26 protein-coding genes are annotated in these 23,174 nt (G+C 73.3%); 17 read left to right on the forward strand and 9 right to left on the reverse strand.

Going from position 1 to position 23,174, the window contains the following annotated elements:
* Nucleotides 1–27 precede the first annotated feature (27 nt).
* Nucleotides 28–519: a 2'-5' RNA ligase family protein gene (locus tag Q9R28_RS11030; protein ID WP_311206093.1), complete on the forward strand. Its 492-nt coding sequence runs from the start codon at nt 28–30 to the stop codon at nt 517–519.
* A gap of 27 nt (nt 520–546) precedes the next feature.
* Here Q9R28_RS11030 and Q9R28_RS11035 read toward each other — a convergent pair whose 3' ends face one another.
* The 3 genes from Q9R28_RS11035 to Q9R28_RS11045 form a co-directional block, all read right to left on the reverse strand.
* Nucleotides 547–1,794 carry a D-arabinono-1,4-lactone oxidase gene (locus Q9R28_RS11035; RefSeq protein WP_311206094.1) on the reverse strand — a complete coding sequence of 416 codons (1,248 nt, stop codon included), beginning with the start codon at nt 1,792–1,794 and terminating at the stop codon, nt 547–549.
* Between the two features lie 71 nt (nt 1,795–1,865).
* Entirely contained in the window at nt 1,866–3,350 is a 1,485-nt protein-coding gene (locus Q9R28_RS11040; RefSeq protein WP_311206095.1) for an MDR family MFS transporter, read from the reverse strand.
* A gap of 142 nt (nt 3,351–3,492) precedes the next feature.
* Nucleotides 3,493–3,774, reverse strand: a complete 282-nt coding sequence (locus Q9R28_RS11045; protein ID WP_066655367.1) for an acylphosphatase — start codon at nt 3,772–3,774, stop codon at nt 3,493–3,495.
* 102 nt (nt 3,775–3,876) lie between these two features.
* Here Q9R28_RS11045 and Q9R28_RS11050 point away from each other — a divergent pair, with 102 nt between their 5' ends.
* The 6 genes from Q9R28_RS11050 to Q9R28_RS11075 all read left to right on the forward strand — a co-directional run bounded on the left by Q9R28_RS11050 (nt 3,877) and on the right by Q9R28_RS11075 (nt 10,103).
* Nucleotides 3,877–4,596: an NrtR DNA-binding winged helix domain-containing protein gene (locus Q9R28_RS11050; RefSeq protein WP_311206096.1), complete on the forward strand. Its 720-nt coding sequence runs from the start codon at nt 3,877–3,879 to the stop codon at nt 4,594–4,596.
* Nucleotides 4,597–4,604: 8 nt separating this feature from the next.
* Nucleotides 4,605–5,876, forward strand: coding sequence for a quinolinate synthase NadA (gene nadA, locus Q9R28_RS11055; RefSeq protein WP_066655365.1), 1,272 nt, complete (start codon nt 4,605–4,607; stop codon nt 5,874–5,876).
* Nucleotides 5,877–5,908: 32 nt separating this feature from the next.
* On the forward strand, nt 5,909–7,684 hold the full coding sequence (locus Q9R28_RS11060; protein ID WP_311206097.1) for an FAD-binding protein: 1,776 nt from the start codon (nt 5,909–5,911) through the stop codon (nt 7,682–7,684).
* Nucleotides 7,681–8,568 carry a carboxylating nicotinate-nucleotide diphosphorylase gene (gene nadC / locus Q9R28_RS11065; RefSeq protein WP_311206098.1) on the forward strand — a complete coding sequence of 296 codons (888 nt, stop codon included), beginning with the start codon at nt 7,681–7,683 and terminating at the stop codon, nt 8,566–8,568. Before Q9R28_RS11060 ends, nadC begins: the two co-directional genes overlap by 4 nt.
* 4 nt (nt 8,569–8,572) lie before the next feature.
* Nucleotides 8,573–9,757 (forward strand): cysteine desulfurase family protein, encoded by a 1,185-nt coding sequence (locus Q9R28_RS11070; protein ID WP_311206099.1) that lies wholly within the window; start codon nt 8,573–8,575, stop codon nt 9,755–9,757.
* Nucleotides 9,758–9,836: 79 nt separating this feature from the next.
* Nucleotides 9,837–10,103 (forward strand): hypothetical protein, encoded by a 267-nt coding sequence (locus tag Q9R28_RS11075; protein WP_066655361.1) that lies wholly within the window; start codon nt 9,837–9,839, stop codon nt 10,101–10,103.
* Between the two features lie 289 nt (nt 10,104–10,392).
* On the opposite strand, the gene Q9R28_RS11080 is transcribed toward Q9R28_RS11075, so the two are convergent.
* Nucleotides 10,393–10,854, reverse strand: coding sequence for an MSMEG_6728 family protein (locus tag Q9R28_RS11080; RefSeq protein ID WP_209685019.1), 462 nt, complete (start codon nt 10,852–10,854; stop codon nt 10,393–10,395).
* A gap of 87 nt (nt 10,855–10,941) precedes the next feature.
* On the opposite strand from Q9R28_RS11080, the gene Q9R28_RS11085 reads away from it, so the two are divergent.
* Complete coding sequence (locus tag Q9R28_RS11085; protein ID WP_209685020.1) at nt 10,942–11,538, forward strand: NAD(P)H-dependent oxidoreductase; 597 nt, start codon at nt 10,942–10,944, stop codon at nt 11,536–11,538.
* A gap of 246 nt (nt 11,539–11,784) precedes the next feature.
* Here the strand turns inward: Q9R28_RS11085 and aroQ are convergent, their stop codons facing one another.
* On the reverse strand, nt 11,785–12,264 hold the full coding sequence (gene aroQ, locus Q9R28_RS11090; RefSeq protein ID WP_311206100.1) for a type II 3-dehydroquinate dehydratase: 480 nt from the start codon (nt 12,262–12,264) through the stop codon (nt 11,785–11,787).
* A 136-nt stretch (nt 12,265–12,400) separates the two neighbouring features.
* Between aroQ and Q9R28_RS11095 the strand changes: the two genes are divergently transcribed.
* Complete coding sequence (locus Q9R28_RS11095) at nt 12,401–14,071, forward strand: sodium:solute symporter family protein (protein ID WP_251154589.1); 1,671 nt, start codon at nt 12,401–12,403, stop codon at nt 14,069–14,071.
* Nucleotides 14,072–14,095: 24 nt separating this feature from the next.
* Nucleotides 14,096–14,422: a hypothetical protein gene (locus tag Q9R28_RS11100; protein ID WP_194074877.1), complete on the forward strand. Its 327-nt coding sequence runs from the start codon at nt 14,096–14,098 to the stop codon at nt 14,420–14,422.
* A gap of 337 nt (nt 14,423–14,759) precedes the next feature.
* On the opposite strand, the gene Q9R28_RS11105 is transcribed toward Q9R28_RS11100, so the two are convergent.
* Nucleotides 14,760–15,290: a DUF3800 domain-containing protein gene (locus Q9R28_RS11105; protein ID WP_251159600.1), complete on the reverse strand. Its 531-nt coding sequence runs from the start codon at nt 15,288–15,290 to the stop codon at nt 14,760–14,762.
* A gap of 104 nt (nt 15,291–15,394) precedes the next feature.
* Here Q9R28_RS11105 and Q9R28_RS11110 point away from each other — a divergent pair, with 104 nt between their 5' ends.
* A complete protein-coding gene (locus Q9R28_RS11110; RefSeq protein ID WP_245172227.1) occupies nt 15,395–15,802 on the forward strand; it encodes a VOC family protein in 408 nt (135 codons plus the stop codon).
* 55 nt (nt 15,803–15,857) lie between these two features.
* Complete coding sequence (locus tag Q9R28_RS11115) at nt 15,858–16,454, forward strand: DNA-3-methyladenine glycosylase I (RefSeq protein WP_311206194.1); 597 nt, start codon at nt 15,858–15,860, stop codon at nt 16,452–16,454.
* Between the two features lie 10 nt (nt 16,455–16,464).
* On the opposite strand, the gene Q9R28_RS11120 is transcribed toward Q9R28_RS11115, so the two are convergent.
* Both Q9R28_RS11120 and Q9R28_RS11125 read right to left on the reverse strand, forming a co-directional pair.
* Nucleotides 16,465–16,935, reverse strand: coding sequence for an N-acetyltransferase (locus tag Q9R28_RS11120; RefSeq protein WP_066655347.1), 471 nt, complete (start codon nt 16,933–16,935; stop codon nt 16,465–16,467).
* Nucleotides 16,932–17,714: a LysR family transcriptional regulator substrate-binding protein gene (locus tag Q9R28_RS11125; RefSeq protein WP_209685023.1), complete on the reverse strand. Its 783-nt coding sequence runs from the start codon at nt 17,712–17,714 to the stop codon at nt 16,932–16,934. Before Q9R28_RS11125 ends, Q9R28_RS11120 begins: the two co-directional genes overlap by 4 nt.
* Nucleotides 17,715–17,747: 33 nt before the next feature.
* Here Q9R28_RS11125 and Q9R28_RS11130 point away from each other — a divergent pair, with 33 nt between their 5' ends.
* The 3 genes from Q9R28_RS11130 to Q9R28_RS11140 are packed head-to-tail and all read left to right on the forward strand — an operon-like array spanning nt 17,748 to nt 19,242.
* On the forward strand, nt 17,748–18,137 hold the full coding sequence (locus tag Q9R28_RS11130) for a DUF5997 family protein (protein WP_311206101.1): 390 nt from the start codon (nt 17,748–17,750) through the stop codon (nt 18,135–18,137).
* Between the two features lie 30 nt (nt 18,138–18,167).
* The gene (locus tag Q9R28_RS11135) at nt 18,168–18,683 is read left to right on the forward strand and encodes a hypothetical protein (protein WP_066655339.1); all 516 of its coding nucleotides are present in this window, start codon (nt 18,168–18,170) and stop codon (nt 18,681–18,683) included.
* 31 nt (nt 18,684–18,714) lie between these two features.
* Nucleotides 18,715–19,242 (forward strand): Lrp/AsnC family transcriptional regulator, encoded by a 528-nt coding sequence (locus Q9R28_RS11140; RefSeq protein WP_066655337.1) that lies wholly within the window; start codon nt 18,715–18,717, stop codon nt 19,240–19,242.
* A gap of 48 nt (nt 19,243–19,290) precedes the next feature.
* Here Q9R28_RS11140 and Q9R28_RS11145 read toward each other — a convergent pair whose 3' ends face one another.
* Nucleotides 19,291–19,722, reverse strand: a complete 432-nt coding sequence (locus tag Q9R28_RS11145; protein WP_126892230.1) for a GNAT family N-acetyltransferase — start codon at nt 19,720–19,722, stop codon at nt 19,291–19,293.
* A 111-nt stretch (nt 19,723–19,833) separates the two neighbouring features.
* Between Q9R28_RS11145 and Q9R28_RS11150 the strand changes: the two genes are divergently transcribed.
* Nucleotides 19,834–21,285, forward strand: coding sequence for a hypothetical protein (locus Q9R28_RS11150; RefSeq protein ID WP_311206102.1), 1,452 nt, complete (start codon nt 19,834–19,836; stop codon nt 21,283–21,285).
* A gap of 29 nt (nt 21,286–21,314) precedes the next feature.
* Nucleotides 21,315–23,084, forward strand: coding sequence for a hypothetical protein (locus tag Q9R28_RS11155; protein WP_311206103.1), 1,770 nt, complete (start codon nt 21,315–21,317; stop codon nt 23,082–23,084).
* The last annotated feature ends 90 nt before the right edge of the window (nt 23,085–23,174 follow it).

A 23,174-nucleotide genomic window follows, 5' to 3' on the forward strand; every position in this document is an offset into this window, starting at 1 on the left:
CGCTGCGGGGCTTGGTTGACTCGGAGCGTGCGCAGCCTCGAACTCGTCCTCGACCCCGACTCCGATGCCGCCGTGCGCGCCGCGTGGGACGCCCTGACGGCAGCCGACCTGCCGAGCCTCGGCCGGTCGGGGACGAACGACCCGCACGTCACCCTCGCGGCCGGCGACGCGCTGCCGGTCCCGGAGGGGTTCGACGCCGCGGTGCCGACGACGCTCCGGCTCGGTGGCCTCCTGCTGTTCCCCGCCGGCGCCGGGCGGTCCGTGCTCGTCCGTGCCGTCGTCGTGGACCCGGTCCTCGCGGCCTTCCACGCGGCGGTGCACCGGCAGGCACCCGACGCCGTGGAGACCTCGCTGCCCGGCGGCTGGTCGCCGCACGTCACCTTCGCCCGTCGGGTGCGCGACGAGGACCTGCCCGCCGCGGTCGCGACGCTCCGGGCGACCCCGCTGCCGGAGACCCTGACCGTCGGCGGGGTCCGCCACTGGGACGGCGAGACGAAGACGGTCACCCCCGTCGCGTGAGGGGTGGCCCCGGTCGGGAGGCGCGGCTCAGGTCCGCAGCACCCGCTCACCGAACACGGACGCGAACCGCCGCTCCGGGTCGGCCGCCGCCACCAGCCTGCGGAAGTCCGGCAGGCGCGGCCAGAGGGCCTCGACCGCGTCGGCGTCGAGCGAGCTCGTCTTGCCCCAGTGCGGCCGGCCGTCGAACGGCGCGAGCCGTGCTTCGAGGTCCGGCAGCAGCGCCGCGACCGCCTCGGGGTGCTTCCGCCAGGTGAACGCGATGCAGAGGACGTCCTCGCCCTGCGTCGGGCTGAGCCAGGACGGGTCGGCGGCCATCGTGCGGAGCTCGCACACGTGCAGGTGTGGCTGGATCCGGTCGGCGAGCCCGCGGAGGGCCTCCAGTGCGGCGGCAGCGTGCCGCAGCGGGACGAAGTGCTCGCTCTGCACCTCGGACCCGACGCTCGGCACCGCGTCGATCGGGAAGTGCGGCAGCCGGTCCCACCACGGGCCCACGGTGCCGTCGCGAGCGGTGACGTGTCCGTCGGCCGGGCGTCCCGGCAGCCGCGGTGCGCCGAGCAGGGCCTCCGGGACGTCGACGTCGTCGGCGCCGTCCGGCACGCGGGACTTCAGCAGCACCTCGCCGACCTCGTCCCCGAACACCGTGTAGGAGCACACCGAGTAGGCCGCGGCGTGCACGTCGGCCACGTGCGCGACGAACCGGTCCCACGGGACGGGCCCGTACGCGTCCTGGCGCATCCGGTAGGACGGTTCGACGTCCACCTCGACGCGCGTCACGATGCCGAGCAGCCCGAGGTGCAGCACGGCCCCGTCGAAGTCGTCCTCGCCGCGACGGACCGTCCGCACGGCACCGTCCGGCCCGAGGAGCTCGAACGACCGCACGGCGGTGCTCAGCGACCCGAGCGTCGTGCCCGACCCGTGCGTCGCGGTGGCGATCGCACCGCCGATCGAGATGTGCGGCAGCGAGCCGGTGTTGTGCAGGGCGACCCCCGCGGCGTCGAGTTCCGGCGCCACCACCCCGTAGCGGGTACCGGCACCCATCGAGGCTGTGCCGGCGGCGGCGTCGACGACGAGGTCCTCGGGGAGCCCCGTCAGGTCGAGCAGCACCCCGTGGGTGTCCGCCACGTCGTTGAACGAGTGGCGGGTGCCGAGCCCGTGCACCCGCTGCGACCGGGCGACGACCTCGGCGGCCTCCTCCAGGGTGCGCGGCCGTTCGACCCGTTCGGCCGAGTAGGTGACCGTACCGGACCAGTTGACCTCGCGCGCCGTCGACCGCATGCCGCCCACGATGCCACGCCGTCGTCGACGTGGCACCGGGGACCGCCGGCCCGGTCCGGTGGTGTTCCGGGTCAGTGCATCGCGGGGGCGCCGGCGGGTGCGCCCTCGGGCGTCGCCGGGCGGCGGACGAACGCCGAGGTGAGGATGCCGACGAGGGAGATGACGCCGCCCACCAGGAACGCGGTCTGCACGCCCGAGGCGGTCGCGGCGGCGACCCCGGCGGCGTCCGCGTCGGCCCCCGCCGAGGCCGCACCGATCGTCAGGAGCGTGACGAAGAGCGCTGTCCCCGCGGCACCTGCGAGCTGCTGCGTCGTCCCGAGCACCGCGCTGCCGTGCGAGTACAGCTTCGGCGGCAGGCCACCGAGCGCGGCGGTGAAGAGCGGGGTGAAGGTGAGCGCGAGGCCGATGCTCAGCACGACGTGGGCGCCGAGGACGAACCACACGCTGGTGTCGACCCCGACCGTGGAGAGTGCCCAGAGCACGGCACTGATGATGATCGACCCGGGCACGAGGAGTACGCGGGGGCCGCGGCGGTCGTAGATGCGGCCGACGAGGGGCGAGAGCAGCCCCATGATCAGGCCGCCGGGCAGGAGCAGGAGCCCGACGGTCAGCACCTCGAGCCCGAGGACGCGCTCGAGGTAGATCGGCAGCAGGATCAGCGTGCCGAACATCGCCATGAAGCTGATGCCCATCGCGACGATCGGGACCGTGAAGCCCTTCGTGCGGAAGGTCCGGAGATCGAGCAGGGCGCTGTCGGTGCGCTGCAGGCGGGTCTGCCGGACGACGAAGAACGCCAGTGCCGCGAAGCCGACGACCAGGGCGAGGACGGGGACGAGCGGCCCGGTCGACCCGGCCTCGCCGAAGCTGGACAGCCCGAAGACGATCCCGCCGAACGCCACGGCGGAGACCACGACCGACAGGACGTCGAGCGGCGCGCGGCGGGGCGTGGTCACGTTGCGGACCTTGAGCACGCCGAGCACGAGCGCGGCGACGGCGATCGGCAGCACGAACCCGAAGAGCCAGCGCCACGACAACGCGTTGAGGATCAGGCCCGAGATGGTCGGGCCGACGGCGGGCGCCACCGAGATGACGATCGAGATGTTGCCCATGATGCGGCCGCGGTGCGCGGGCTCGACCAGGTTGAGGACGGTCGTCATGAGCAGCGGCATCATGATCGCGGTGCCGCTGGCCTGCACGATGCGGCCGACGAGCAGCACGGGGAAGCCGGGTGCCGCGAGGGCGACGAGCGTGCCGAGACTGAACAGCGCCATCGCCGCGATGAAGACCTGGCGCGTGCTGAAGCGCTGGAGCAGGAACCCGGTGATCGGGATCACCACCGCCATGGTGAGCAGGAAGCCCGTGGTGAGCCACTGCCCGGTGGCCGCCGAGATGTCGAGGTCCTCCATGAGCCGGGGGAGCGCGACGCCCATGATCGTCTCGTTGAGGATGACGACGAACGCGGAGACGAGCAGCAGCCCGATCACGAGTCTGGTCTCGCCGGCGGAGGGCTGCGAGACGCTCCCGGTGCGCGGGGCGGAATCGACGGCCTGGGTCATGCGGGGCTCCTGGGGAGTGACGGGGGAGTACGGCGGAGAGGACGAGGGCGCGCGGATCGCGCAGACAGGGCAACCGCCTGAACGGATCCGAGTATTCCGCTTCCGTGTGTCGTCCTCGTGAACAGGTCCACCCCGAGCGCGGTCAGCGCAGGATCGCGAACCCGTCGCCGTCGCCGTGCGGGACCACGCTGCGTCGGGCGACGTCGGTGACCGTGGCGGTCGGCGGACCGGTGCGGAGGAACGCCATGAGCGCCTCGACCGCCTCGGACGGCCCCTCGGCCTCGACCTCGACGGTCCCGTCGAACAGGTTCCTGGCGTACCCGTCGAGTTCGAGCCCGTCTGCCTTGCGTGCGGTCCAGTACCGGAAGCCGACCCCCTGCACCGAGCCGGACACCACGGCGTGCACCCTCGTCACCGTCGTCATGGCGCCAATGTAGGCACGTCGGGGACCCGGCACGTTACGGCACTGTTCCGGTTCCGTGAACCGCCTGATAGTGTCATCACAACCCGAACACTTCGAGTCATCATGACACAAACACCTCCCACCAGCATCCGCGTCGCGGTCTCCACCGTGATCGTCGCCCTGCGCCCGCACCCCGACACCGGTGCCCCGGCGCTGTGGATGCCGCTCGTGCGCCGCGTCGCCGATCCGTTCGAGGGGTCGTGGGCGCTGCCCGGTGGCTGGGTCGGCCCGGACGAGGGGCTCGAGGACTCCGCCGCGGCGCGCCTGCGCGAGACGACGAACGTGCAGCCGCGGTACCTCGAGCAGCTGTACGCGTTCGGCGACGTCGACCGTTCGCCGAGCCGCGTGGTGTCGATCGTCTACTGGGCGCTCGTCCACCCCGACGAGGCCGAGTCCGTCCCCGACGACTGGAACGTCCGCTGGTTCCTGGCCGACGAGCACCCCGCACTCGCGTTCGACCACGACCACATCGTCGCCTACGCCCTCTGGCGGCTCCGCAACAAGGTGTCGTACTCGCGGATCGCGCAGGCGTTCCTCGGGGACCGGTTCACCCTCGCCGAGCTGCGCGGGGTGTACGAGGCCGTGCTCGGGCGGACGCTCGACCCCGCGAACTTCCGTCGACAGGTCGCGCAGTCCGACGCCGTCATCGCGACGGACGAGACCACGAGCGGTGACCGGCACCGCCCGGCTCGGCTGTACCGCTCGAACCCCGACCTGGCCTACGCGGACAACGGCCCGCTGCAGCCCGCCCACCCCCGGCAGCACCACCCGCAGAACCGATAGGAACCACAGTGTCCATCGCCACCACGATCGAGCTCATCTCCAACGGCAAGGCCGACGGCAGCACCTGCACCCCCGACCTCGCCGCGCCGACCTGGGACTTCGACAGCCGCCCGGGCTACGGCCCCGGCTCGTCGATGTCCGACGTCATCCCGACCTCCGCACCGCGGCAGGGGCAGCTCCCCGACGAGTACCGGACCGCGAGCGACGCGGAACTCCACGAGCGCATCGAGCGGGCGAAGGCGACGCTGGGGGACCGGGTCGTCGTGCTCGGCCACTTCTACCAGCGCGACGAGGTCGTCCGGCACGCGGACTTCCTCGGCGACTCGTTCCAGCTCGCCAACGCCGCCCTGACCCGGCCCGACGCCGAGGCCATCGTGTTCTGCGGCGTCCACTTCATGGCGGAGACGGCGGACATCCTCGCCCGTGACGACCAGCGTGTGGTCCTGCCGAACCTCGCCGCCGGGTGCTCGATGGCGGACATGGCCGACATCGACAGCGTCGAGGCGGCCTGGGCCGAGCTCGCCGCCGTGTACGGCACCGAGCCCGACGCCGACGGGCGCGTGCCGGTGATCCCCGTCACGTACATGAACTCCGCCGCCGACCTCAAGGCCTTCTGCGGCCGGAACGGTGGGATCGTCTGCACGTCGTCGAACGCGGCGACCGTGCTCGAGTGGGCGTTCGAGCGGGGGCAGCGCGTGCTGTTCTTCCCCGACCAGCACCTCGGTCGGAACACCGCGAAGGCCATGGGGATCAGCACCGACCGCATGCCCATGTGGAACCCGCGGAAGGCGCTCGGCGGCAACGACGCACAGACCCTGCTCGACGCGCAGGTGGTCCTCTGGCACGGGTTCTGCTCGGTGCACCGCCGGTTCACGGTCGAGCAGATCGACCAGGCCCGTCGGGAGGACCCCGGTGTGCAGGTCATCGTGCACCCCGAGTGCCCGATGGCCGTCGTCGATGCCGCGGACGCTGCGGGCAGCACCGACCTCATCCGCCGGACCGTCGCCGCCGCCACCGAACCGACCTCGTTCGCGATCGGGACCGAGATCAACATGGTGAACCGGCTCGCGGCCGAGTACCCGCAGCACCGGATCACCTGCCTCGACCCCGTCGTCTGCCCCTGCTCGACGATGTACCGGATCCACCCGGGCTACCTCGCCTGGGTGCTCGAGGCACTCGTCCGCGGCGAGGTCCTCAACGAGATCACGGTGCCCGCCGACGTGCAGGCCGACGCCCGGGTCGCGCTCGAGCGCATGCTTGCCGCGAAGCCCCGCGGCTGACGGCCCCGCGCGAGGACACCGGGGACCGCACCGTGCACGTCGTCATCGTCGGGTCCGGCATCGCCGGGCTCACCGCCGCGATCCGCGCCAGCGCCCGCCACGACGTCACCCTGGTGACGAAGGGCGGGCTCGCCGACGGCGCCACCGCCGCTGCCCAGGGCGGGATCGCCGTCGCGCTCGGCGCCGACGACGCCGTCGCGCTGCACGAGCACGACACCCACGTCGCGGCCGTCGGTGGGGCCGATGCGCGCGCCGTCGCGCTGCTCTGCGCCGACGGGCCCGCCCGGGTGCGGGACCTGCTCGCGCTGGGCGTCCCGTTCGACCGGACGTCGGACCCCGCGTCCCTCGACCGCCACGGCGACGACCTGGCACGCGGGCGCGAGGCCGCGCACGGTCGCTGGCGCGTCCTGCACGCCGACGGCGACGCCACGGGCGCCGCGGTCGAGCGCACGCTCGTCGCCGCCCTGCACCGGCAGCACGTCACGGTCCTGGAGCGCACCTGCCTCACCGACCTGGTCGTCCGGGACGGAGCGGTGGTCGGTGTGGACGTGCTCGACCTGCTCGGCGAGCCCCGACGCATCGAGGCGGACACGGTCGTGCTCGCCTCCGGGGGCGCCGGCCACCTGTACCGCGAGACGACCAACCCGCTGGTCGCGACCGGCGACGGTGTCGCAGCGGCCTGGCGGGCGGGGGCCGTCCTCGCCGACCTGGAGTTCGTCCAGTTCCACCCGACCCGGCTGGCCGTGCCCGACGGTGGGCTCGTCTCCGAGGCGGTCCGCGGCGAGGGTGCCGTCCTGCGCGACGCCGCCGGACGACGCTTCATGAGCGCCGTGCACCCGGACGCCGAGCTGGCGCCGCGCGACGTGGTCGCCCGCGGCATCGCGGCCGCCGTCCGCGACCAGGGCGGCGCCCCCGTGCTCCTCGACGCCACGGGGCTCGGCGCGGACCGGCTCGTCGCACGCTTCCCCGGCCTCACCCGCGCGACCCGCGCGGCCGGCTTCGACTGGACGCGGGAGGGCGTGCCGGTCGCCCCGGCGGCGCACTACGCGATGGGCGGGATCGCCACCGACAGCGAGGGGCGCACCAGCCTCCCCGGACTGCTCGCCGTCGGCGAGGCCGCCTGCACCGGCGTCCACGGCGCGAACCGACTCGCGTCGAACTCCCTGCTCGAGGGGCTCGTCTTCGGCGTGCGGACCGCCGACGCGATCGGTGCCCCACGACCCGCGCAGCTGCGCCTGCGCGGCGACGCGGCCCTGCCCGTGCGCACCGTCCCCGACGACCAGGTGGGCACGGAGGCGGAGCCGCACCGTGCCTCCCGGCCGGACGGAGGGGTGCCGGGATCGACGCCGCACGGGACGGACCGCAGCGGACGGCCTGGAGGCGCCGCCCACCCGGACCGTGCCGCCGACCTCCGGCAGGCGGTCCAGACCGAGATGACGGAGCGGGTCGGCCTGCTCCGGGACGCGGACGGACTCGCCGCCGCACGTCGCGCGCTCGCTGCGCTCCGGTCGCCGGTGGCGCGCACCGTGCGGGACCACGAGGACCGCGCCCTGCTCGACCTGGCGCGGGTCACCGCGCTCGCGGCGGCTTCCCGGACCGAGTCGCGCGGGTCGCACGCGCGCACCGACCACCCGGAGACCGATCCCTCCGCGCCGGTGTCGAGCGGGTGGGTCCGCGCCGTCCGGCGCGGCAGCGCCCCGGCCTCCGTCCCGACCAGCAGTACCGCGCAGTCCAGCAGCACCGCGCAGTCCAGCAGCACCGCGCAGTCCAGCAGCACCGCGCCCGTCCAGCAGGGAGTCCCCGCATGACCACCACCACCGCAGCCGACCCCGGGACGATCCCGCCGCACGCCCTGCGTCGCGTGATCGAGACGGCGCTCGAGGAGGACGCTCCGTGGGGTGACGTCACGAGCGAGACGCTCATCCCCGTCGACGCCCGCGCGACCGCGACCCTGGCCGCCCGCGAACCCGGCGTGCTGTCCGGCGGCGCGGTGTTCGCCGCCGTGATGCACGCCGTCGACCCCACGGTGCGCACGGAGCTGCACCTGGCCGACGGCGAGCCCTTCGACGCCGGACAGGTCCTCGCCACGGTGCACGGCCCTGCGCGCTCGGTCCTGCGCGCCGAGCGGGTCGGGCTCAACCTGGTGCAGCGGATGTCCGGCATCGCGACCGTCACCGCGCGGTACGTCGCGGCCGTCTCGGGGACGGGCGCACGGATCGCCGACACCCGCAAGACCACTCCGGGACTCCGGGCCGTCGAGCGGTACGCCGTGCGCTGCGGCGGTGGCCACAACCACCGGAACTCGCTGTCCGACGCCGTCCTCGCCAAGGACAACCACCTGGCCGTGCTGCTCGCCGGCGGCACCGCGATCGGCGACGCCGTCCGCGGAGCCCGTGGTCGGCTCGGGCACACGGTCCACCTGGAGGTCGAGGTCGACCGGCTCGACCAGGTCGAACCCGTGGTCGCGGCCGGTGTCGACACGATCATGCTCGACAACTTCACGCCGGAGCAGCTCGTCGAGGGCGTGCGGCTGGTCGCGGGCCGTGCGCTCGTCGAGGCCTCCGGCGGAGTCTCGCTCGACACGGTGGGCGCCATCGCGCGCACCGGGGTCGACGTCGTCTCCGTCGGCGCACTCACCCACTCGGCGCGGGCGCTCGACCTCGGGCTCGACGTCGACGTGACCGGCGGCTGACCCGGTGTTCTACCTCGACCGCGCCGCGACCACCCCGGTCCGCCGTGAGGTGCTCGAGGCGATGTGGCCGTACCTCACCGGCGTCTTCGGCAACCCGTCGTCCACGCACGGGGTGGGCGAGGCGGCCGCCCGGGGACTCGCCGACGCCCGGGCGACGATCGCCCGGTTCCTCGGGTGCCGTCCGGGCGAGGTCGTCCTCACCACCGGCGGCACCGAGGGTGCGAACACCGCGGTCAAGGGCATCGCGCTCGCGGCACCCCGCGGCCGGCACGTCGTCACGAGCGCGATCGAGCACGAGGCGGTGCTCGAGAGCTGCCGGTACCTGGAGCGCCACCACGGGTTCACCGTCACGCTCGTGCCGGTCGAACGCGACGGGACCGTGACGCCCGAGGCGCTCGCGCGGGTCGTCCGTCCGGACACCACGCTCGTCTCGGTGGCACACGCCGACAACGAGGTCGGCACCGTGCAGGACCTCCCGGCCCTCGCGGCGGTCGCGCACCGCGTCGGGGCCCGGTTCCACACCGACGCCGTGCAGAGCGCTCCGTGGCTGCCCCTCGGGCTCGACCGGCTCGGCGTCGACGCGCTGTCGTTCTCCGGGCACAAGCTCGGCGCACCGAAGGGCACCGGCGCACTCGCGGTCCGGGGTGGGGTACCGCTCGAGCCGCTGCTGCACGGCGGGGGACAGGAGCGGGGGAGACGGTCGGGGACCGAGGACGTCGCCGGAGCGGTCGCCCTCGCCACCGCGGTGTCGCTCGTCGAGGGGGCCCGGGGCGCCGCTGCCGCCCGTGCGACCGTGACCCGGGACGCCGTGGTCGAGGGCGTGCTGGCGTCGGTGCCCGGTGCCGTGCTGACCGGGGCGGCGCCGGTCGGGTCGGCGGTGGGCGGGGCGGGTCGGCTCCCGGGGCACGCGTCGTTCTGCTTCCCGGCGGTGCCGGGTGGTCCGCCGGCGGTCAACGGCGAGACCGTGCTGCTCGAACTCGAGGAGCGCGACGTCGTGACCTCCTCCGGGAGCGCCTGTGCCGCGGGGAGCACCGAGGCCTCACACGTCCTCACCGCCCTCGGGCTGTCGGAGGACACCGCGCGCACGGCCCTGCGACTGACGTTCGACGACGGGCTCACGGACGAGGACGTGGCCGTCGTGGTGCAGGCGGTCGCCGAGTCGGTCGCCGCGGTTCGGCGCCTGAGCTGAGTGTACTAGACGTTCTACTCCATAGTTGGGGGTGATGTCCCCCCTTCTGCGGACAGCGATCGTCCGTCACCATGGAGCCATGGCGAACGCGATCACCACCCGGGACCGACAGGAGGTCCCCTTCCGTGCGGTCCAGCTCCTGCCGGCACCCGCGACCGTGGTCGCCATCGCACTCGCCGCGCAGCACGACCTCGGCACCGCCCCGCTCGGCGCCATCGCGACCGTGGGGGCACTCGCCACCGTCGTGAGTGCCCTGCTCCCGACGGTCGGCACCGCGGCACTCCGTCGGGCCATGCCCGCCCCCAGCGAGACGGACCGGTACCGAGGAGACACCGAACACCTCTGAGGAACCCACCACCCGAGGCCAGCACCGCGCGGTCCCGTCCCCCCCCCCGGGGCCCGCGGTGCTCATGACCGGACGCAGCACCCCTGACCGCGTCCGGCGCCGGACACGACATCCCCTGTCGTCGTGCCCGAGCGGCCGCCGCGCCCGTCGTGGACGCGGCGCCGGACCCTGACCGGCGCCGCACCCCCTGTCAGTCCACGACGGGTCGCGGTGGCGTCGAACGGCCGCGCAGCTGCCGTCCCGCCGTCGAGCGGCGGCCGCCCGGTCGTCGTGCCCGGGGGTGAGCGTGTCAGCGTGCCGGCGGCTCGGGGACGCCCGGCCAGACGTAGTCCAGGTCGTCGGGCACGTCGGGGAACAACGGTCGGTAGTGCTCCGGCGCCTTCTGCACGAGCTTCGACCGGTGCGAGGCGTGCACCGCCGGGTCGGTGTTCCACGCGGGCACCGCGAAGTCGCCGCGCTCGTACGCGACCAGGTCCTCGGGGACCAGCCCGAGGTCGGCCAGGGTCTTCTCCAGGCAGGTGTCGGCGTGCCCGCGCTCGAGCCACACCCGGCACGTCGCGTCCTGGTAGGCCATCAGCGCCGGGCGGTACCCGCGCCACATGGCGACGACGGGGTGGTGCTGCCAGCCGTAGTCCGGCAGGGTCAACGCCCGCATCACCTGCAGGGTCTCGACGCGCTGCTTGCCGAGTCGCTTGTCGTCGAGGACCTCGGCCGAGGCGCGGAAGTCGGCGTACGGCAGGAACGTCTGCATCACCCGGACGGTACCCGCGCGTGCTGGTGGGCGACACAAGTCGTCACACCCGGACGGGCCCTCGGACGACGTGTGAGCATCGACCGCATGGACGGAGCACTCGTCGTCGGCGTCAGCGGCAGCCCATCGGACCCCTCGCGCACCTCGACCCTGGTCGGGGCGACCGTGGCGCGCATGGCGGAGGACCTGCCGGACGCCCGGACCGCACAGGTCGAGATCGGACCCCTGCTCGCGGACCTCGGTGCCGCGCCCTCCCGCGAGGCGATGTCGGACCGCACCCGGCGAGCGCTCGAGACCGTCGAGGCAGCGGACGTGCTCGTCGTCGGCAGCCCGGCGTTCCGGGCCGCCTACTCCGGTGCCTTCAAGCTCTTCTTCGACTGGGTGGGGCAGTACGACCTCGTCGACACCCCGGTGCTCCTGACCGCCACGGGCGGCAGTGACCGGCACGCACTGCTCGTCGAGCACCAGATGCGGCCGCTGTTCGGCTTCTTCCAGTCGACGACCCTGCCGCTCGGCGTGTTCGGGAACGAGCGCGACTTCACCAAGCGCGAGGGCGGGTACGACATCGCCAGCGTCGACCTCGAGCTGCGCATCGACCAGGCGGTCCGGCGCGCGCTGCCGATCGTCCGCGGAGGGTTCGCCGCCGTCGGCGCCGACGACGTCCGCCGTCCCGCCGACTTCTAGTCGCCGCCCGCCCGCCGCTCGCGGTCGCACGACGCGCCGCCGGTCGCGCCGCCGAGCGGGCACGACACGCCGCGCGTCGTCCGCCGAGGGGGCGATGTACGTCACGGTCGATCGCGACCGTGACGTACATCGCCCGTTCGGAACCTCACCGGGACGGGACGGGACGGGACCGACGGGACGGACGGCACGTCTGGACGCGGGGCGGACGGGAGGCGCGTGGCGGGCAGGTGCCGCGCCTCCAGGCCGTCAGTCGGTCGGGTCGGCCACCAGTGACGCGACGTGGGCGACCGCCAGGCGGTAGCCGTCGGCGCCCGCACCGGCGATGACCGCGGTCGCCGCCGTCGCGACGTGGTCGACGTGCCGGAACGGCTCGCGCTTCCACGTGTTCGAGAGGTGCACCTCGACGACCGGGACGCTCAGTGCCTCGACCGCGTCGTGCAGCGCGACCGAGGTGTGCGCGTAGGCGGCGGGGTTGATGACCACCGCGACGAAGTCGTCGAGCGCCTCGTGCAGCCACCCGACGAGCTCCCCCTCGCGGTTGGTCTGCCGGAAGTCCGCCTCGAGCTCGTGGACCGCCGCCTCGGTGTGCACGATCGCCTCGAGCTCGGCGAGCGTCACGGTGCCGTACTGTGCCGGGTCGCGACGCCCGAGGATGTCGAGGTTCGGCCCGTTCAGGACGAGGATCCGCCGGGGGCGTGTCGTGGTGTCGGTGACCGGCTCGCTCATGGGGAGAGCCTACCGAGCGGCGGGGCTGCAGCGACGGCGACGGATGCGCGAGCTATGTGAACGGTCACATCGCGGTGTAACGTTCCCGCTCGGGTCGGCGCAGTTGCCGACTGCAACACACTGATGTGGAGATCGCATGGTTCTCGCTGCGGCGACCAACGGGATCCGGCTCGAACTGGGCTGGGTCGACTACTTGATGATCATCGTGTACTTCGCGGTGGTCATCGGCATCGGGTTCACCGCCCGCAAGCAGGTGCGGACGAGCATGGACTTCTTCCTGTCCGGCCGCTCGATGCCGGCCTGGATCACGGGCCTGGCGTTCGTGTCCGCGAACCTCGGCGCGACCGAGATCCTCGGCATGGCCGCGAACGGCGCGCAGATCGGCATGGCGACGCTGCACTACTACCTCATCGGTGCCGTGCCCGCGATGGTGTTCCTCGGGCTCGTGATGATGCCCTTCTACTACGGGTCCAAGGTCCGGTCGGTGCCGGAGTTCATGCTCCGCCGCTTCGGCAAGGCGCCGCACCTGGTGAACTCGATCGCGTTCGCGGTGTCGAACGTGCTCATCGCCGGCATCAACCTCTACGCCATGGCGATCGTCATCGAGGCGATGCTCGGCTGGCCGGAGTGGCTCGCGATCCTGGTGTCCGCCGCGTTCGTGCTCGCCTACATCACCCTCGGTGGCCTGAGCAGCGCGATCTACAACGAGGTCATGCAGTTCTTCGTGATCATCGCGGGCCTCGTGCCGCTGACGATCGTCGGCCTGCACCGTGTCGGCGGGTGGGGCGGTCTCACCGAGGCCATCAAGCAGACCCAGGGCGTGCAGCACCTGCAGGCCTGGACGGGTACCGGCATCGGCGACGTCACGAACCCGATCGGGGCGAACTGGCTCGCCATCGTGCTCGGCCTCGGCTTCGTGCTCTCCTTCGGCTACTGGACGACGAACTTCACCGAGGTGCAGCGCGCGTTCTCGGCGAAGAACATGTCGGCAGCCCGCCGGACCCCGCTCATCGCGGCGATCCCGAAGCTCTTCATCCCGTTCATCGTCGTCGTGCCGGGGCTCATCGCCGCGGCCGTCGTGGGCAACCAGTTCGCCTCGGGGGAGCTGACCTACAACGACGCGATCCCGAAGCTCATCCAGATGTACCTGCCGACCGGCGTGCTCGGCATCGCGGTGACGGGTCTGCTCGCCTCGTTCATGGCGGGCATGGCGGCGAACGTCTCGTCCTTCAACACCGTCTTCACGTACGACATCTGGCAGCGGTACATCAAGCCGAACATGCCCGACCTGCACTACCTGAAGACCGGTCGCTGGGTCACGGTCGTCGGCGTGGTCGTCGGCATCGGCACGGCGTTCCTCGCCGCGCAGGCCGGCAACATCATGACCTACATGCAGACGCTGTTCTCGTTCTTCAACGCACCGCTCTTCGGCGTCTTCATCCTCGGACTGCTGTGGAAGCGGATGACCACCCAGGGCGCGCTCTGGGGCTACGTGCTCGGCATCGTGACGCCGACGATCACCTGGATCGCGTACCTCGTGGACCCGTCGCTGTTCTCGACGGCGACGGCGGAGACGATGTACGGCGCGATCATCTCGTTCGTCACGGTGCTCGTCGTCGGCGTGCTCGTCTCGCTCGCCACGAAGCCGAAGGACGTGTCGGAGCTCGGCGGCCTGGTGTACGGCGTCGGCAAGATCGACATGACCGCCGGTGCCGTCGCGACGGACACCGCCTGGTACCGCTCGCCCGCGCTGCTCGGCACCGTCGCGCTCGTGCTGTGCGTCGCCCTCTACCTGCCGTTCCTCTAGGCCCGGACCCGAAGGAGTACTCCCATGCGTGAGGACACCACGAAGCTCACCGAGGAGCAGGCGGCGCTCGTCCGCTCCACCCGCCGACTCGACCTGCGCCGCATCCTCGGCGGCCTGTTCGTGCTCTACGGCGTGATCACCACCATCGTCGGCATCGTCCACTGGGACACCGACCCCGAGAAGACCGGCGGCATCCACATCAACCTGTGGGTCGGGCTGTCGCTGCTCGTCGGCGGGCTGCTCTTCTTCCTGTGGGACCGGCTGAACCCGGTGCCTGCCGAGGACATCGTCGGGCAGGCCGAGGCCGAGGCCGACCAGCGCGCCGCAGGCGAGGGGCGCGAGCGGGTCTGACCCCGCTGCGCGCGGCTGCGCGGCTGCACGGCCCGCCTGACACGAACGGGCGTACCCGGCACGAACGGGCGTACCTGGTCGGTCGATCCGACCTGGTACGCCCGTTCTCGCTTCCCACTTCGAGCGTTCTGGGAAACACCGGGCGGCCAGGAGGCACGGGGCGGTTGACGTCGTCGGTCATCGTTCCTAGCATTGACATGTCGGTCGCGTGTTGCTCGACCGGAAGTGAGCCCCGGATACGCCTGCAGCCAGCGCGGGCCCGGGGCTTCGCGCTGTCCGGGCCTCGGGGCCCCGGTGTCACGACACGTCGGTTCGCTCCATCGCACGACGAGTTGCTTCAGCGCACGACGACGATCTCTGCGCCGATCTCCTCGTGCATCCCGGACGCGTACGCGCCGCAGGCCAGGTCTGCGAGGGCGACAAGGGGCTCGTCCGTCCCTCGGACGTGCTCGTACCGGACCGATCGACCGACGCCTCGTCGACGGAGCGCATCGAACATCGACCGATCGGCAGCATCACAGGAGGCTCCTCGCGACTCGAGCACGACGTGCTGCACCCCGCGGACCTCGAGCTCCCACACGAGGCGCTCCAAGCACGACCGACGTCGCCGCTCCGCTCGCGCAGGGGCACCGTCGTAGCGAACGACCAAGACCGCTGCCGCGACGGCGAGCAGGTCCAGCCAGGAGATGCGCTGTGTCCGGAGCGCCTCGTACCAGTGCAGCTTCCGCATGCGGGAGGGCTTGGCTGACCGGACCGCCGCACGCGCAGTCTCGGCTCGGCACTGAACGACCACCACCGCCGCGAGGACGTAGCTGGTGTGATCGAGCCCACCGCCGGGCTCGGACTCGTCGACGTAGGCCCGCTCCATGTGACCAGAGTATGACGTTCCAGTTGGTTGCAGAGAGGAACGGTTGCGCTCGACGGGCGGCTGCGCCAGGTTGGTGCTCGACGAAGGGAACCACCGTGGAGCAGATGGTGTTCATCAACCTGCCGGTCACCGACCTGGACCGGGCAGTCGGCTTCTACGAGGCGCTCGGCTACACGGTGAACCCGGAGTTCACCGACGAGACCGCCGCGTGCATCGTCGTGAGCAGCACCGTGTACGTGATGCTCCTCACGCATGCGAAGTTCCAGGAGTTCACCGACGGGACGATCGCCGCCCCCGGGACGGTCGAGGTGATCAACTCGCTGAGCGCAGCCTCGAAGGACGAGGTGCACCGCATCGTCGACGCCGCCGTCATGAGCGGCGGGAACGAGGACCGCCCGGAGACCGACCTCGGCTTCATGTACCAGCGCAGCTTCACCGACCCGGACGGCCACCGGTGGGAGTACGTCTGGATGGACCAGGCCGCGATGACGGGCGACGGCACCGACCGGTGACCCCGGGGTCGTCGGTGCGGTCGGCCAGGATGGACGCGTGAGCGACGACCCGACGATGATCCCCGACGGCCTGGTGACCGGAGAGGACGGCCTCGCGCGCCCGGTCTGGGCCGCGACCGACCCGATGCTCCGCGAGTACTACGACACCGAGTGGGGCATGCCGGTCCGCGACGAGCACGGGGTGTTCGAGCGGTTGTCGCTCGAGGCGTTCCAGTCCGGGCTGTCCTGGCGCACGATCCTGGCCAAGCGCCCGGCGTTCCGCGCGGCCTTCGCGGACTTCGACCCGGACGTGGTCGCGGTCTTCGGGGACGACGACGTCGAGCGCCTGATGGCGGACGCCGGCATCGTCCGGAACCGGGCGAAGATCCGCGCGACGATCACGAACGCGAACGCGACGATCGCCCTGCGCGCCGACGGTGGGCTCGCCGACCTCGTGTGGTCCTTCCGGCCGGACGCGACACCGGCGCCGCGGACGATCGCCGAGGTCCCGACGACGAGCGAGGCGTCCGTGGCGCTGTCGACGGCCCTGCGGAAGCGCGGGTTCGCGTTCGTCGGGCCCACGACGATGCACGCCCTGATGGAGGCACTCGGCATCGTCGACACGCACCTGGTCGGCAGTCACCGACGCGGCACGTCCGGCGTCTGGGCCTGACAGGCCGCGATCAGTCGAGCGGGAGCTGCATCTGCGTCGCGGTGACGCGGTAGCCGAGCGCGGCGTACAGGTCCTGCGCGCCCGTGTTGTACCCGAACACGTTGAGCCCGATGCTCGTGGCGCCGTGCTCACGGGCGACCCGCTGCCCGGCCTCGAGCGCCCGTCGGGCGTGACCGCGGCGACGGAACGGCTCGTCGACCTCGACGTCGAACACCCACCACTCGGTGCTGCCCGACGAGAACGGTCCGATCCAGAGGTACCCCACGACGGCGTCCGCGTCGTCGACCAGGTCCCAGACGAAGTGGTCGGGCAGGGGTGCCCCGTCCGGGAACCACTGGTCGAGCGACCGCTGCTTGTTCGCCTCGGCCTGCTCGCGGGTCTCACCGGCCCGCATGCGCGATCCGACGTACTCCGCCATCGTGCGGTCCAGCCAGGCCGGGAGGCGCGTGGCCGGCATCGGGACGAGCCGCGTGTCCGTCACCGGTTGCCCTTGGACCCGCGTTTCGGCTTGCCGTTGCCGAGTCGCTGGGTGCCCGGTCGTCCGGTCCCGCGCGGCTTGCGCGCGCCCTTGCCGCCCGCCTTGCCGCCGGCGGCCTGCTTCGCGGTGGCCTTGCCACCACCGGCGCGGGCGGTGCTGCCGCGACCGGCTCCGGAGCCGTCCCGCGTGCCGCGCGAGCCGGCGTCGTCGGCGTTCGTCGTGCCTCCCGGTCGGTCGGCGGCGTTCCGCGAGCTGTTGGCGGTGCGACCGCGCACGACACCGATGAACTCCTCGGTGGTGTCGGAGGCGTCCGCGTCGCGCCAGACGAGGGCGATCCGGGTGCCCGCTGCGCCGTCGAGGGGCTTCGCCACCAGGTCCTTGCGGCTGGCCGCGCGGAAGAGGGACTGGGGGAGCACGACGACCCCGACGTTCGCCTCGACCAGGTCGAGGGCGGCGGACACGTCCTCCGGCACGGGCCCGGCGTCGACGACGTGCACGTCGGCCAGGTCGGCCTCGGTCACCACGTCGGAGGAGGCGAGGGACGCGTCCTTCGGCATCGCGACGACGGCCGTCTCGGTCCAGAGCGGGATGGCGTTGAGGTGGGCGCCGACGGGCATCCGGGCGAAGGCCATGTCGGCCTCGCCGGTGAGCGCGTCGTCGACCTCGGTCGGTCCGATCGGCAGCAGGCCGAGCTCGGCGTCCGGGAAGCGTTCCCGCCAGACCCGGACCCACTTCGCGGGGGAGACCCCCGGGACGAAGGCGATGGTGAGGGCCGCGGTCATGCAACCGAGTGTAGGGGCCGTACCCTGGTACGCATGGCGCAGGAACAGACGATGAAGCCCGAGACGGCTGCGAAGAAGCTCGGCATCCTGCTGGCGGCAGCCCCGGAGTCGTTCCGCGCGGCGCCGGTCACCCGGACCGCCTTCGACGAGCTCCGCACGCAGCCGCCGGCGTGGCTCGAGGAACTCCGTCGCGAAGGGCCGCACCCGCGTCCGGTCGTCGCACAGAAGCTCGGCGTGTCGATCTCCGGCCTGGTGCGCGCCGGGGTCGAGGAGCCCCTGACCACCGCCGAGGTCAAGGCCCTCCTGCAGGAGATGCCCGAGTGGCTCGTGCGTGAGCGTGCGACGCAGGCCGAGGTGCACGCCGAGAACGCCCGCGTGAAGCAGGAGCGTGCCGACAAGGCCGCTGCGCGCGCCCAGGACTGACCGACCGGACCGACCCGGACGCCGCTCGCCGTGACCGCCGTGCACGAGACCGTCGCCGACGCGATGCTCGTCGTGCCGCAGTTCGCGTCGGTCTGCTGCATCGTGGGGGACCGCTACCGGCCCCGACCGGGTGTGATCGTCCCCGCCGCGGTGATGCTCGTGGCGATGGTGCTCCCCGTCGTGCAGGCGGGCGCCTCGTGGACGCTGCTGGCCGCGGCGACGCTGCTGCTCCTCGCGCCGCTGCCCGTGCTGCGGCGCCGTCGGCCGGACGGGCGTCGGGCGGAGCCGATGGACGTGCACCGGGCGCTGTCGTCGGTCGTGATGGCCGGCATGCTCCTGATGGGGCACGCGACCGGGCTGTCCGACGGGCACGCCGGACACGGGATCGCGCTCTCCGCGGTCCTCGGAGCCGGTGTGATCGGCTACTGCGCGTTCAGCGGGTGGCTGCTCCGGTACGAGTGGGCGCGCGAGGACCGTCGAGCCGTCCGCAGCGGTGAGGTCTTCGCGATGACGGTCGCCGTGGTCGGGATGACGCTGGCGATGTAGCGCGGGGGTCGACCAGCGGTAACGTCGGGGCGTGTCCGACCGAACCGTCCGTCGCCCCGATCCCGCACCGCGCCTCGACGAGGTCGACGAGCGCATCCTCTGGACCCTCGCCGGCGACGCCCGGATGCCGAACAACCGGCTGGCCGCCGCGGTCGGGGTCGCGCCGTCCACGTGCCTGACGCGGGTGCGCGCGCTCGAGGACGCCGGGGTGATCCGCGGCTACCGGGCCGACGTCGACGTCGCGAAGCTCGGGTTCGCGATCGAGGCGATGGTGTCCGTCCGGGTGCACGCCGCGGCCCGGCACGAACTGCGCGACTTCGCGAAGCGCCTGCTCCGGGTGCCCGTCGTGCAGGACGTGGCGTTCCTCGCCGGCGACAAGGACTTCCTCGTGCACATCGCCTGCACGTCGACGGAGCAGCTGCGGGACTTCGTCGCCGACGAGCTGAGCGGGGACCCCGCCGTCGCGACGACACAGACGAACATCGTGTTCGAGCGGCTCGTCGCGGACCGCGCGCACCAGGGGCGGTCGTTCGACGAGCTCCGCCGCTGGCGCGCCTGACCCGGGCCGACGACGTCGCACCGACCCGGGACGCGGACGGCAGGTCGCCTAGCGGGTGCGCGTCATCGGGACGTGCGGGATCGCGTCCTCGAGGAAGTCGTCGCCGGACCGCACGAAGCCGAACCGGCCGTACCACTGCTCGAGGTGCGCCTGCGCGTTGATCGCGATCGACGACGAGCGGGACTCGGCGATCGCCGCCTCCATGAGCTGCGCCCCGAGCCCCTGCGACCGCGCGTGCCGGGCGGTGGCGACGCGGCCGATGCGCTCGGTGCCGTCGTCCTCGCGGAGCAGCCGGAGCGTGGCGTCCACCGAGCCCTGTCCTGCCCAGAACTGCACCGTGCCCGGCTCGAGGTCGCGGCCGTCGATGTCCGGGTAGGCGCACTCCTGCTCGACGACGAACACGTCCTGTCGGAGCCGCAGGATCTCGTGCAGCGTCACGATGTCGAGGTTGCGCGTCGGGGCGGAGAAGATCGAGACCACGTGCGGCCTTTCCTGAGAATTTCTTCCGTGACCGGTTCCGGTCCGGGATCGATCGGCGTACAGTGCCGGTCAACCACTCTACGTGCGCAGCCGAGATCAGGAGGTGAGCGCATGGACCAGCCGTTGCGCGACCCCTGGCGCGCGCTGCTCCGGACCGCCCTCGTGGGCGTCGGGGTCGCCGCTGCGCTCGTGCTGCTCTCGCTGCTCCTCGGTGCCCGTCCGGCCGCAGCAGCCGAGGGGGCTCCGCAGCAGCGCGGGCTGGTCAGCGGGCTGGTCCAGGACGTCGGCGACACCGTGCAGGGAGCGACGCAGGCCGTCGACAGTGCGGTCGCCCCCGTGCGGCAGGCCGTCGCACCGCCCGCCGCTGCCCCGGTGCCAGCGGCTCCGGCTCCCGCAGCTCCCGCCCCCGCTGCTCCGGCTCCCGTCGCTCCGGCTCCTGCCGCCGCGGCTCCCGCCCCGGCGCGTCCCGCCCCGCCGGCACCCCCGGTCGCGCAGCACACCGCACCGACGGCCCCGGCGACGGCGATCGCGCAGCACACCAGCACGCAGACGCCGACCACCCAGCAGACGACGACCGCACAGCAGACGCCGGCGGCCCAGCAGGCCCCGACCACGCCGCAGGCGTCGCCGACGCCGCCGACCGGCACCGCCGCGATCCCGGCCACGCCGACGACCGCCGGTGGTGAGGACGTGGCGAGCAGTGCCTCCCGGCCGCTCACCGACACCCTCACCGGCGCCCTCCGCCCCGTCACCGAGACGGTGCAGACGGTCACGGGAGCACGGCCCGTCACGGGCGTCGTCGACACGGTCGACAGCGTGGTCGGCGCCCTCCCGGTGACCCGCGACCTGCTCGGTGACGACACCGTCGGCACCGTCACCGCGCCGGTCACCGGAGCGGTCGACGACGTGGTCGACCGTGTCGGGACGACCGTCGGATCGCTGCCCGGCACGGTCGAGCAGGTCCTCCCGCCCGTCGAGGACGCGCTCCCGGTCCTGCCGCTCCCGGTGACGCCGGTCCTGCCGCTCCCCGTCACGCCGGCCCCGCTGCCGCCCCTCCTGCCGGGAGGCACGGCGCCCGTCCCCGGGACCGCGCCGACCCCGGTGGGCGGCACGGACGAGCAGCCGGTGCGCGTCCGGCACGACGCGCCCACCCCAGCCTCCGCCGTCGCCGTGGACGGCGCCAGCGGCCCACCGACGGTGGCCGGTGTCCCGACACCACCGGGTGACGTCGCACGCGACGGCGCTCCGGCCACCGAGCACGTGGCGGTCGCCACCGTCGTCGGTGCTGCCGCCCCGGCCGCTCCGGTGCCGGCCGCGGCGACCGTCGGCGGGGCGGCGCTGCTCGTCCCGGCGGACGGCGACGGCCACGAAGGCCTCCCGTCCGGCCCGGGCGTCTCCGGTGCCGCGGGCGGTGCCACCTCCGGCTCCGCGGGCGCCGCGCCCGTCGGGCTCGACGGCACCTCCGGTGTCCGGTTCTCCCTCGCCGTGGGGTCACGCGGCAGCCTCGCCGACGACGTGGTCCCCGCGTCCGTCGTCGGCGACCACGACGTCGCTCCTGACTGAGATCGGTGCGCCTGTCCAGCACGGCAGGCATGCACCACCCGACCGCGATCGCGGTCGGAGGACAGATCTCGATCAGTGAGGAACGAACGACCATGAACAAGTACGTCTCGAGAGGGCTCTGGTTCACCCTCTTCGTCGGCGGCCTGACGCTCGGGGGGACCGCGGTGGCGAACGCCGCCACGACCTCCGGTGACGACGGCCTCCTGTCCGGCACCCAGGTGGCACCGTCGATCAGTGCCCCGGTGTCCGTCTCCGGGAACGCCCTCGGGGTGCTCGGCGACGCCGTGTCCACGACCGGCTCGGCTCCGGCTCCCGCTCCGGCTGCTCCGGCTCCGGCTCCTGCCCCTGCCCCGGCCACCTCGGGTGACGACGGCATCGCGTCCGGTACCCAGGTCGCGCCCGTCGTGACGGCACCGGTGCAGGCGACCGGCAACGCGGTCGCCGTGGGGGGCGACGCCGTGGCGACCGCTCCGGCGCCCGCTGCGGCTCCTGCGCCCGCCCCGGCTCCTGCTCCTGCTCCGACGACGACCGGCTCGGACGCTGTCGCGTCGGGGACGCAGGTCGTCGGTGACGTCACCGCTCCGGTGTCGGTCACCGGCAACGCCGTCGGTGTCGCGGGTGACGCGGAAGCCGCTCCGGCGTCCGCTCCGGCCGCGGCGACGAGCAGCCCGGCGGTCCCGGAACCGGCAGCCGAGCCGGTGACGTCCGGTTCGGACGGCATCGCGTCCGGGACGCAGGTCGCCCCGGTCGTGTCCGTCCCCGTGACCGTCGGCGGCAACGGCATCGGGGTGCTCGGTGACGGCTCCGCGACGGGGACGGCGCCGACCGCTGCCCCGGGTTCGGGTTCGGGTTCGACCCCGGTAGCGGGTGGCACGACGTCCGGTGACGACGCTGTGCTCGGTGGCACGCAGGTGTCACCGATCGTCGACCTGCCGATCACGATCGGCGGGAACGGCATCGGCGTCGTCGATGACGGCACCAGCACCGGCACCGGCACGACCGGCACCGGCGGGGGTTCGGGTTCGACCCCGGTCGCGGGTGGCACGACGTCGGGTGACGACGGCGTGGGCTCCGGGACGCAGGTCGCCCCGGTGGTCGCGATCCCGGTGACCGTCGGTGGGAACGGCATCGGCGTCGTCGGTGACGGCACCAGCACCGGCACCGGCACGACCGGCACCGGCTCGGGTTCGGGTTCGACCCCGGTCGCGGGTGGCACGACCTCCGGTGACGGCGGTCTGCTCGGCGGGACGCAGGTGATCCCCGTGATCAGCGTGCCGATCACCGTCGGCGGGAACGGCATCGGCATCGTCGGTGACGGCACCAGCACCACGACCCCGGGCACCGACCCGGGTACGGACCCGGGCACCGACCCCGGTACGGACCCGGGCACCGACCCCGGCACGGACCCGGGGACCGACCCCGGTACGGACCCGGGGAACGACCCCGGTACGGACCCGGGGAACGACCCCGGCACGGTCCCGGGGACCGACCCCGGTACGGACCCGGGCGTGACGCCCGGTGACACGACGGGCGGGACGACCCCCGGCACCTCGGTGCCGGAGGCGACCACCGTCCCGGTCGCGAGCACGGAGGTCACCGCGGCCGGCGCGGTCACGGCGACCAGCGCCTCCCGGTCGACCGTGGCGTCCTCGACGGGGACGACCGCCGCTGCTGCGCCGGCGGCGCAGCCGGAGCTCGCGTACACCGGAGCCGGCTCGCAGACGGTCCCGGCGGGCATCGCGTTCCTGCTCCTGCTCCTCGGAGCCGGCGTGCTCGTGCTCCGCAGGCGCATCGCCTGACACCAGGGAGTCGGAGGGGCGTCGTCCGCGGCGCCCCTCCGACCCGTGTCCGCGAACCGGATGCCGCTGTGGAGCGCCTGGAGCATCCCT

This window comes from Curtobacterium sp. BRD11, assembly GCF_031844345.1.
GTDB lineage: Bacteria > Actinomycetota > Actinomycetes > Actinomycetales > Microbacteriaceae > Curtobacterium.

Coding starts and splice junctions, on each gene's coding strand:
- Q9R28_RS11035 (WP_311206094.1), bottom strand. CDS start 1,794: ATGCGGTCGACGGCGCGCGAGGTCAACTGGTCCGGTACGGTCACCTAC.
- Q9R28_RS11040 (WP_311206095.1), bottom strand. CDS start 3,350: ATGACCCAGGCCGTCGATTCCGCCCCGCGCACCGGGAGCGTCTCGCAG.
- Q9R28_RS11045 (WP_066655367.1), bottom strand. CDS start 3,774: ATGACGACGGTGACGAGGGTGCACGCCGTGGTGTCCGGCTCGGTGCAG.
- Q9R28_RS11050 (WP_311206096.1), top strand. CDS start 3,877: ATGACACAAACACCTCCCACCAGCATCCGCGTCGCGGTCTCCACCGTG.
- nadC (WP_311206098.1), top strand. CDS start 7,681: ATGACCACCACCACCGCAGCCGACCCCGGGACGATCCCGCCGCACGCC.
- Q9R28_RS11075 (WP_066655361.1), top strand. CDS start 9,837: ATGGCGAACGCGATCACCACCCGGGACCGACAGGAGGTCCCCTTCCGT.
- Q9R28_RS11080 (WP_209685019.1), bottom strand. CDS start 10,854: ATGCAGACGTTCCTGCCGTACGCCGACTTCCGCGCCTCGGCCGAGGTC.
- Q9R28_RS11085 (WP_209685020.1), top strand. CDS start 10,942: ATGGACGGAGCACTCGTCGTCGGCGTCAGCGGCAGCCCATCGGACCCC.
- aroQ (WP_311206100.1), bottom strand. CDS start 12,264: ATGAGCGAGCCGGTCACCGACACCACGACACGCCCCCGGCGGATCCTC.
- Q9R28_RS11095 (WP_251154589.1), top strand. CDS start 12,401: ATGGTTCTCGCTGCGGCGACCAACGGGATCCGGCTCGAACTGGGCTGG.
- Q9R28_RS11100 (WP_194074877.1), top strand. CDS start 14,096: ATGCGTGAGGACACCACGAAGCTCACCGAGGAGCAGGCGGCGCTCGTC.
- Q9R28_RS11105 (WP_251159600.1), bottom strand. CDS start 15,290: ATGGAGCGGGCCTACGTCGACGAGTCCGAGCCCGGCGGTGGGCTCGAT.
- Q9R28_RS11110 (WP_245172227.1), top strand. CDS start 15,395: ATGGTGTTCATCAACCTGCCGGTCACCGACCTGGACCGGGCAGTCGGC.
- Q9R28_RS11115 (WP_311206194.1), top strand. CDS start 15,858: ATGATCCCCGACGGCCTGGTGACCGGAGAGGACGGCCTCGCGCGCCCG.
- Q9R28_RS11125 (WP_209685023.1), bottom strand. CDS start 17,714: ATGACCGCGGCCCTCACCATCGCCTTCGTCCCGGGGGTCTCCCCCGCG.
- Q9R28_RS11130 (WP_311206101.1), top strand. CDS start 17,748: ATGGCGCAGGAACAGACGATGAAGCCCGAGACGGCTGCGAAGAAGCTC.
- Q9R28_RS11150 (WP_311206102.1), top strand. CDS start 19,834: ATGGACCAGCCGTTGCGCGACCCCTGGCGCGCGCTGCTCCGGACCGCC.
- Q9R28_RS11155 (WP_311206103.1), top strand. CDS start 21,315: ATGCACCACCCGACCGCGATCGCGGTCGGAGGACAGATCTCGATCAGT.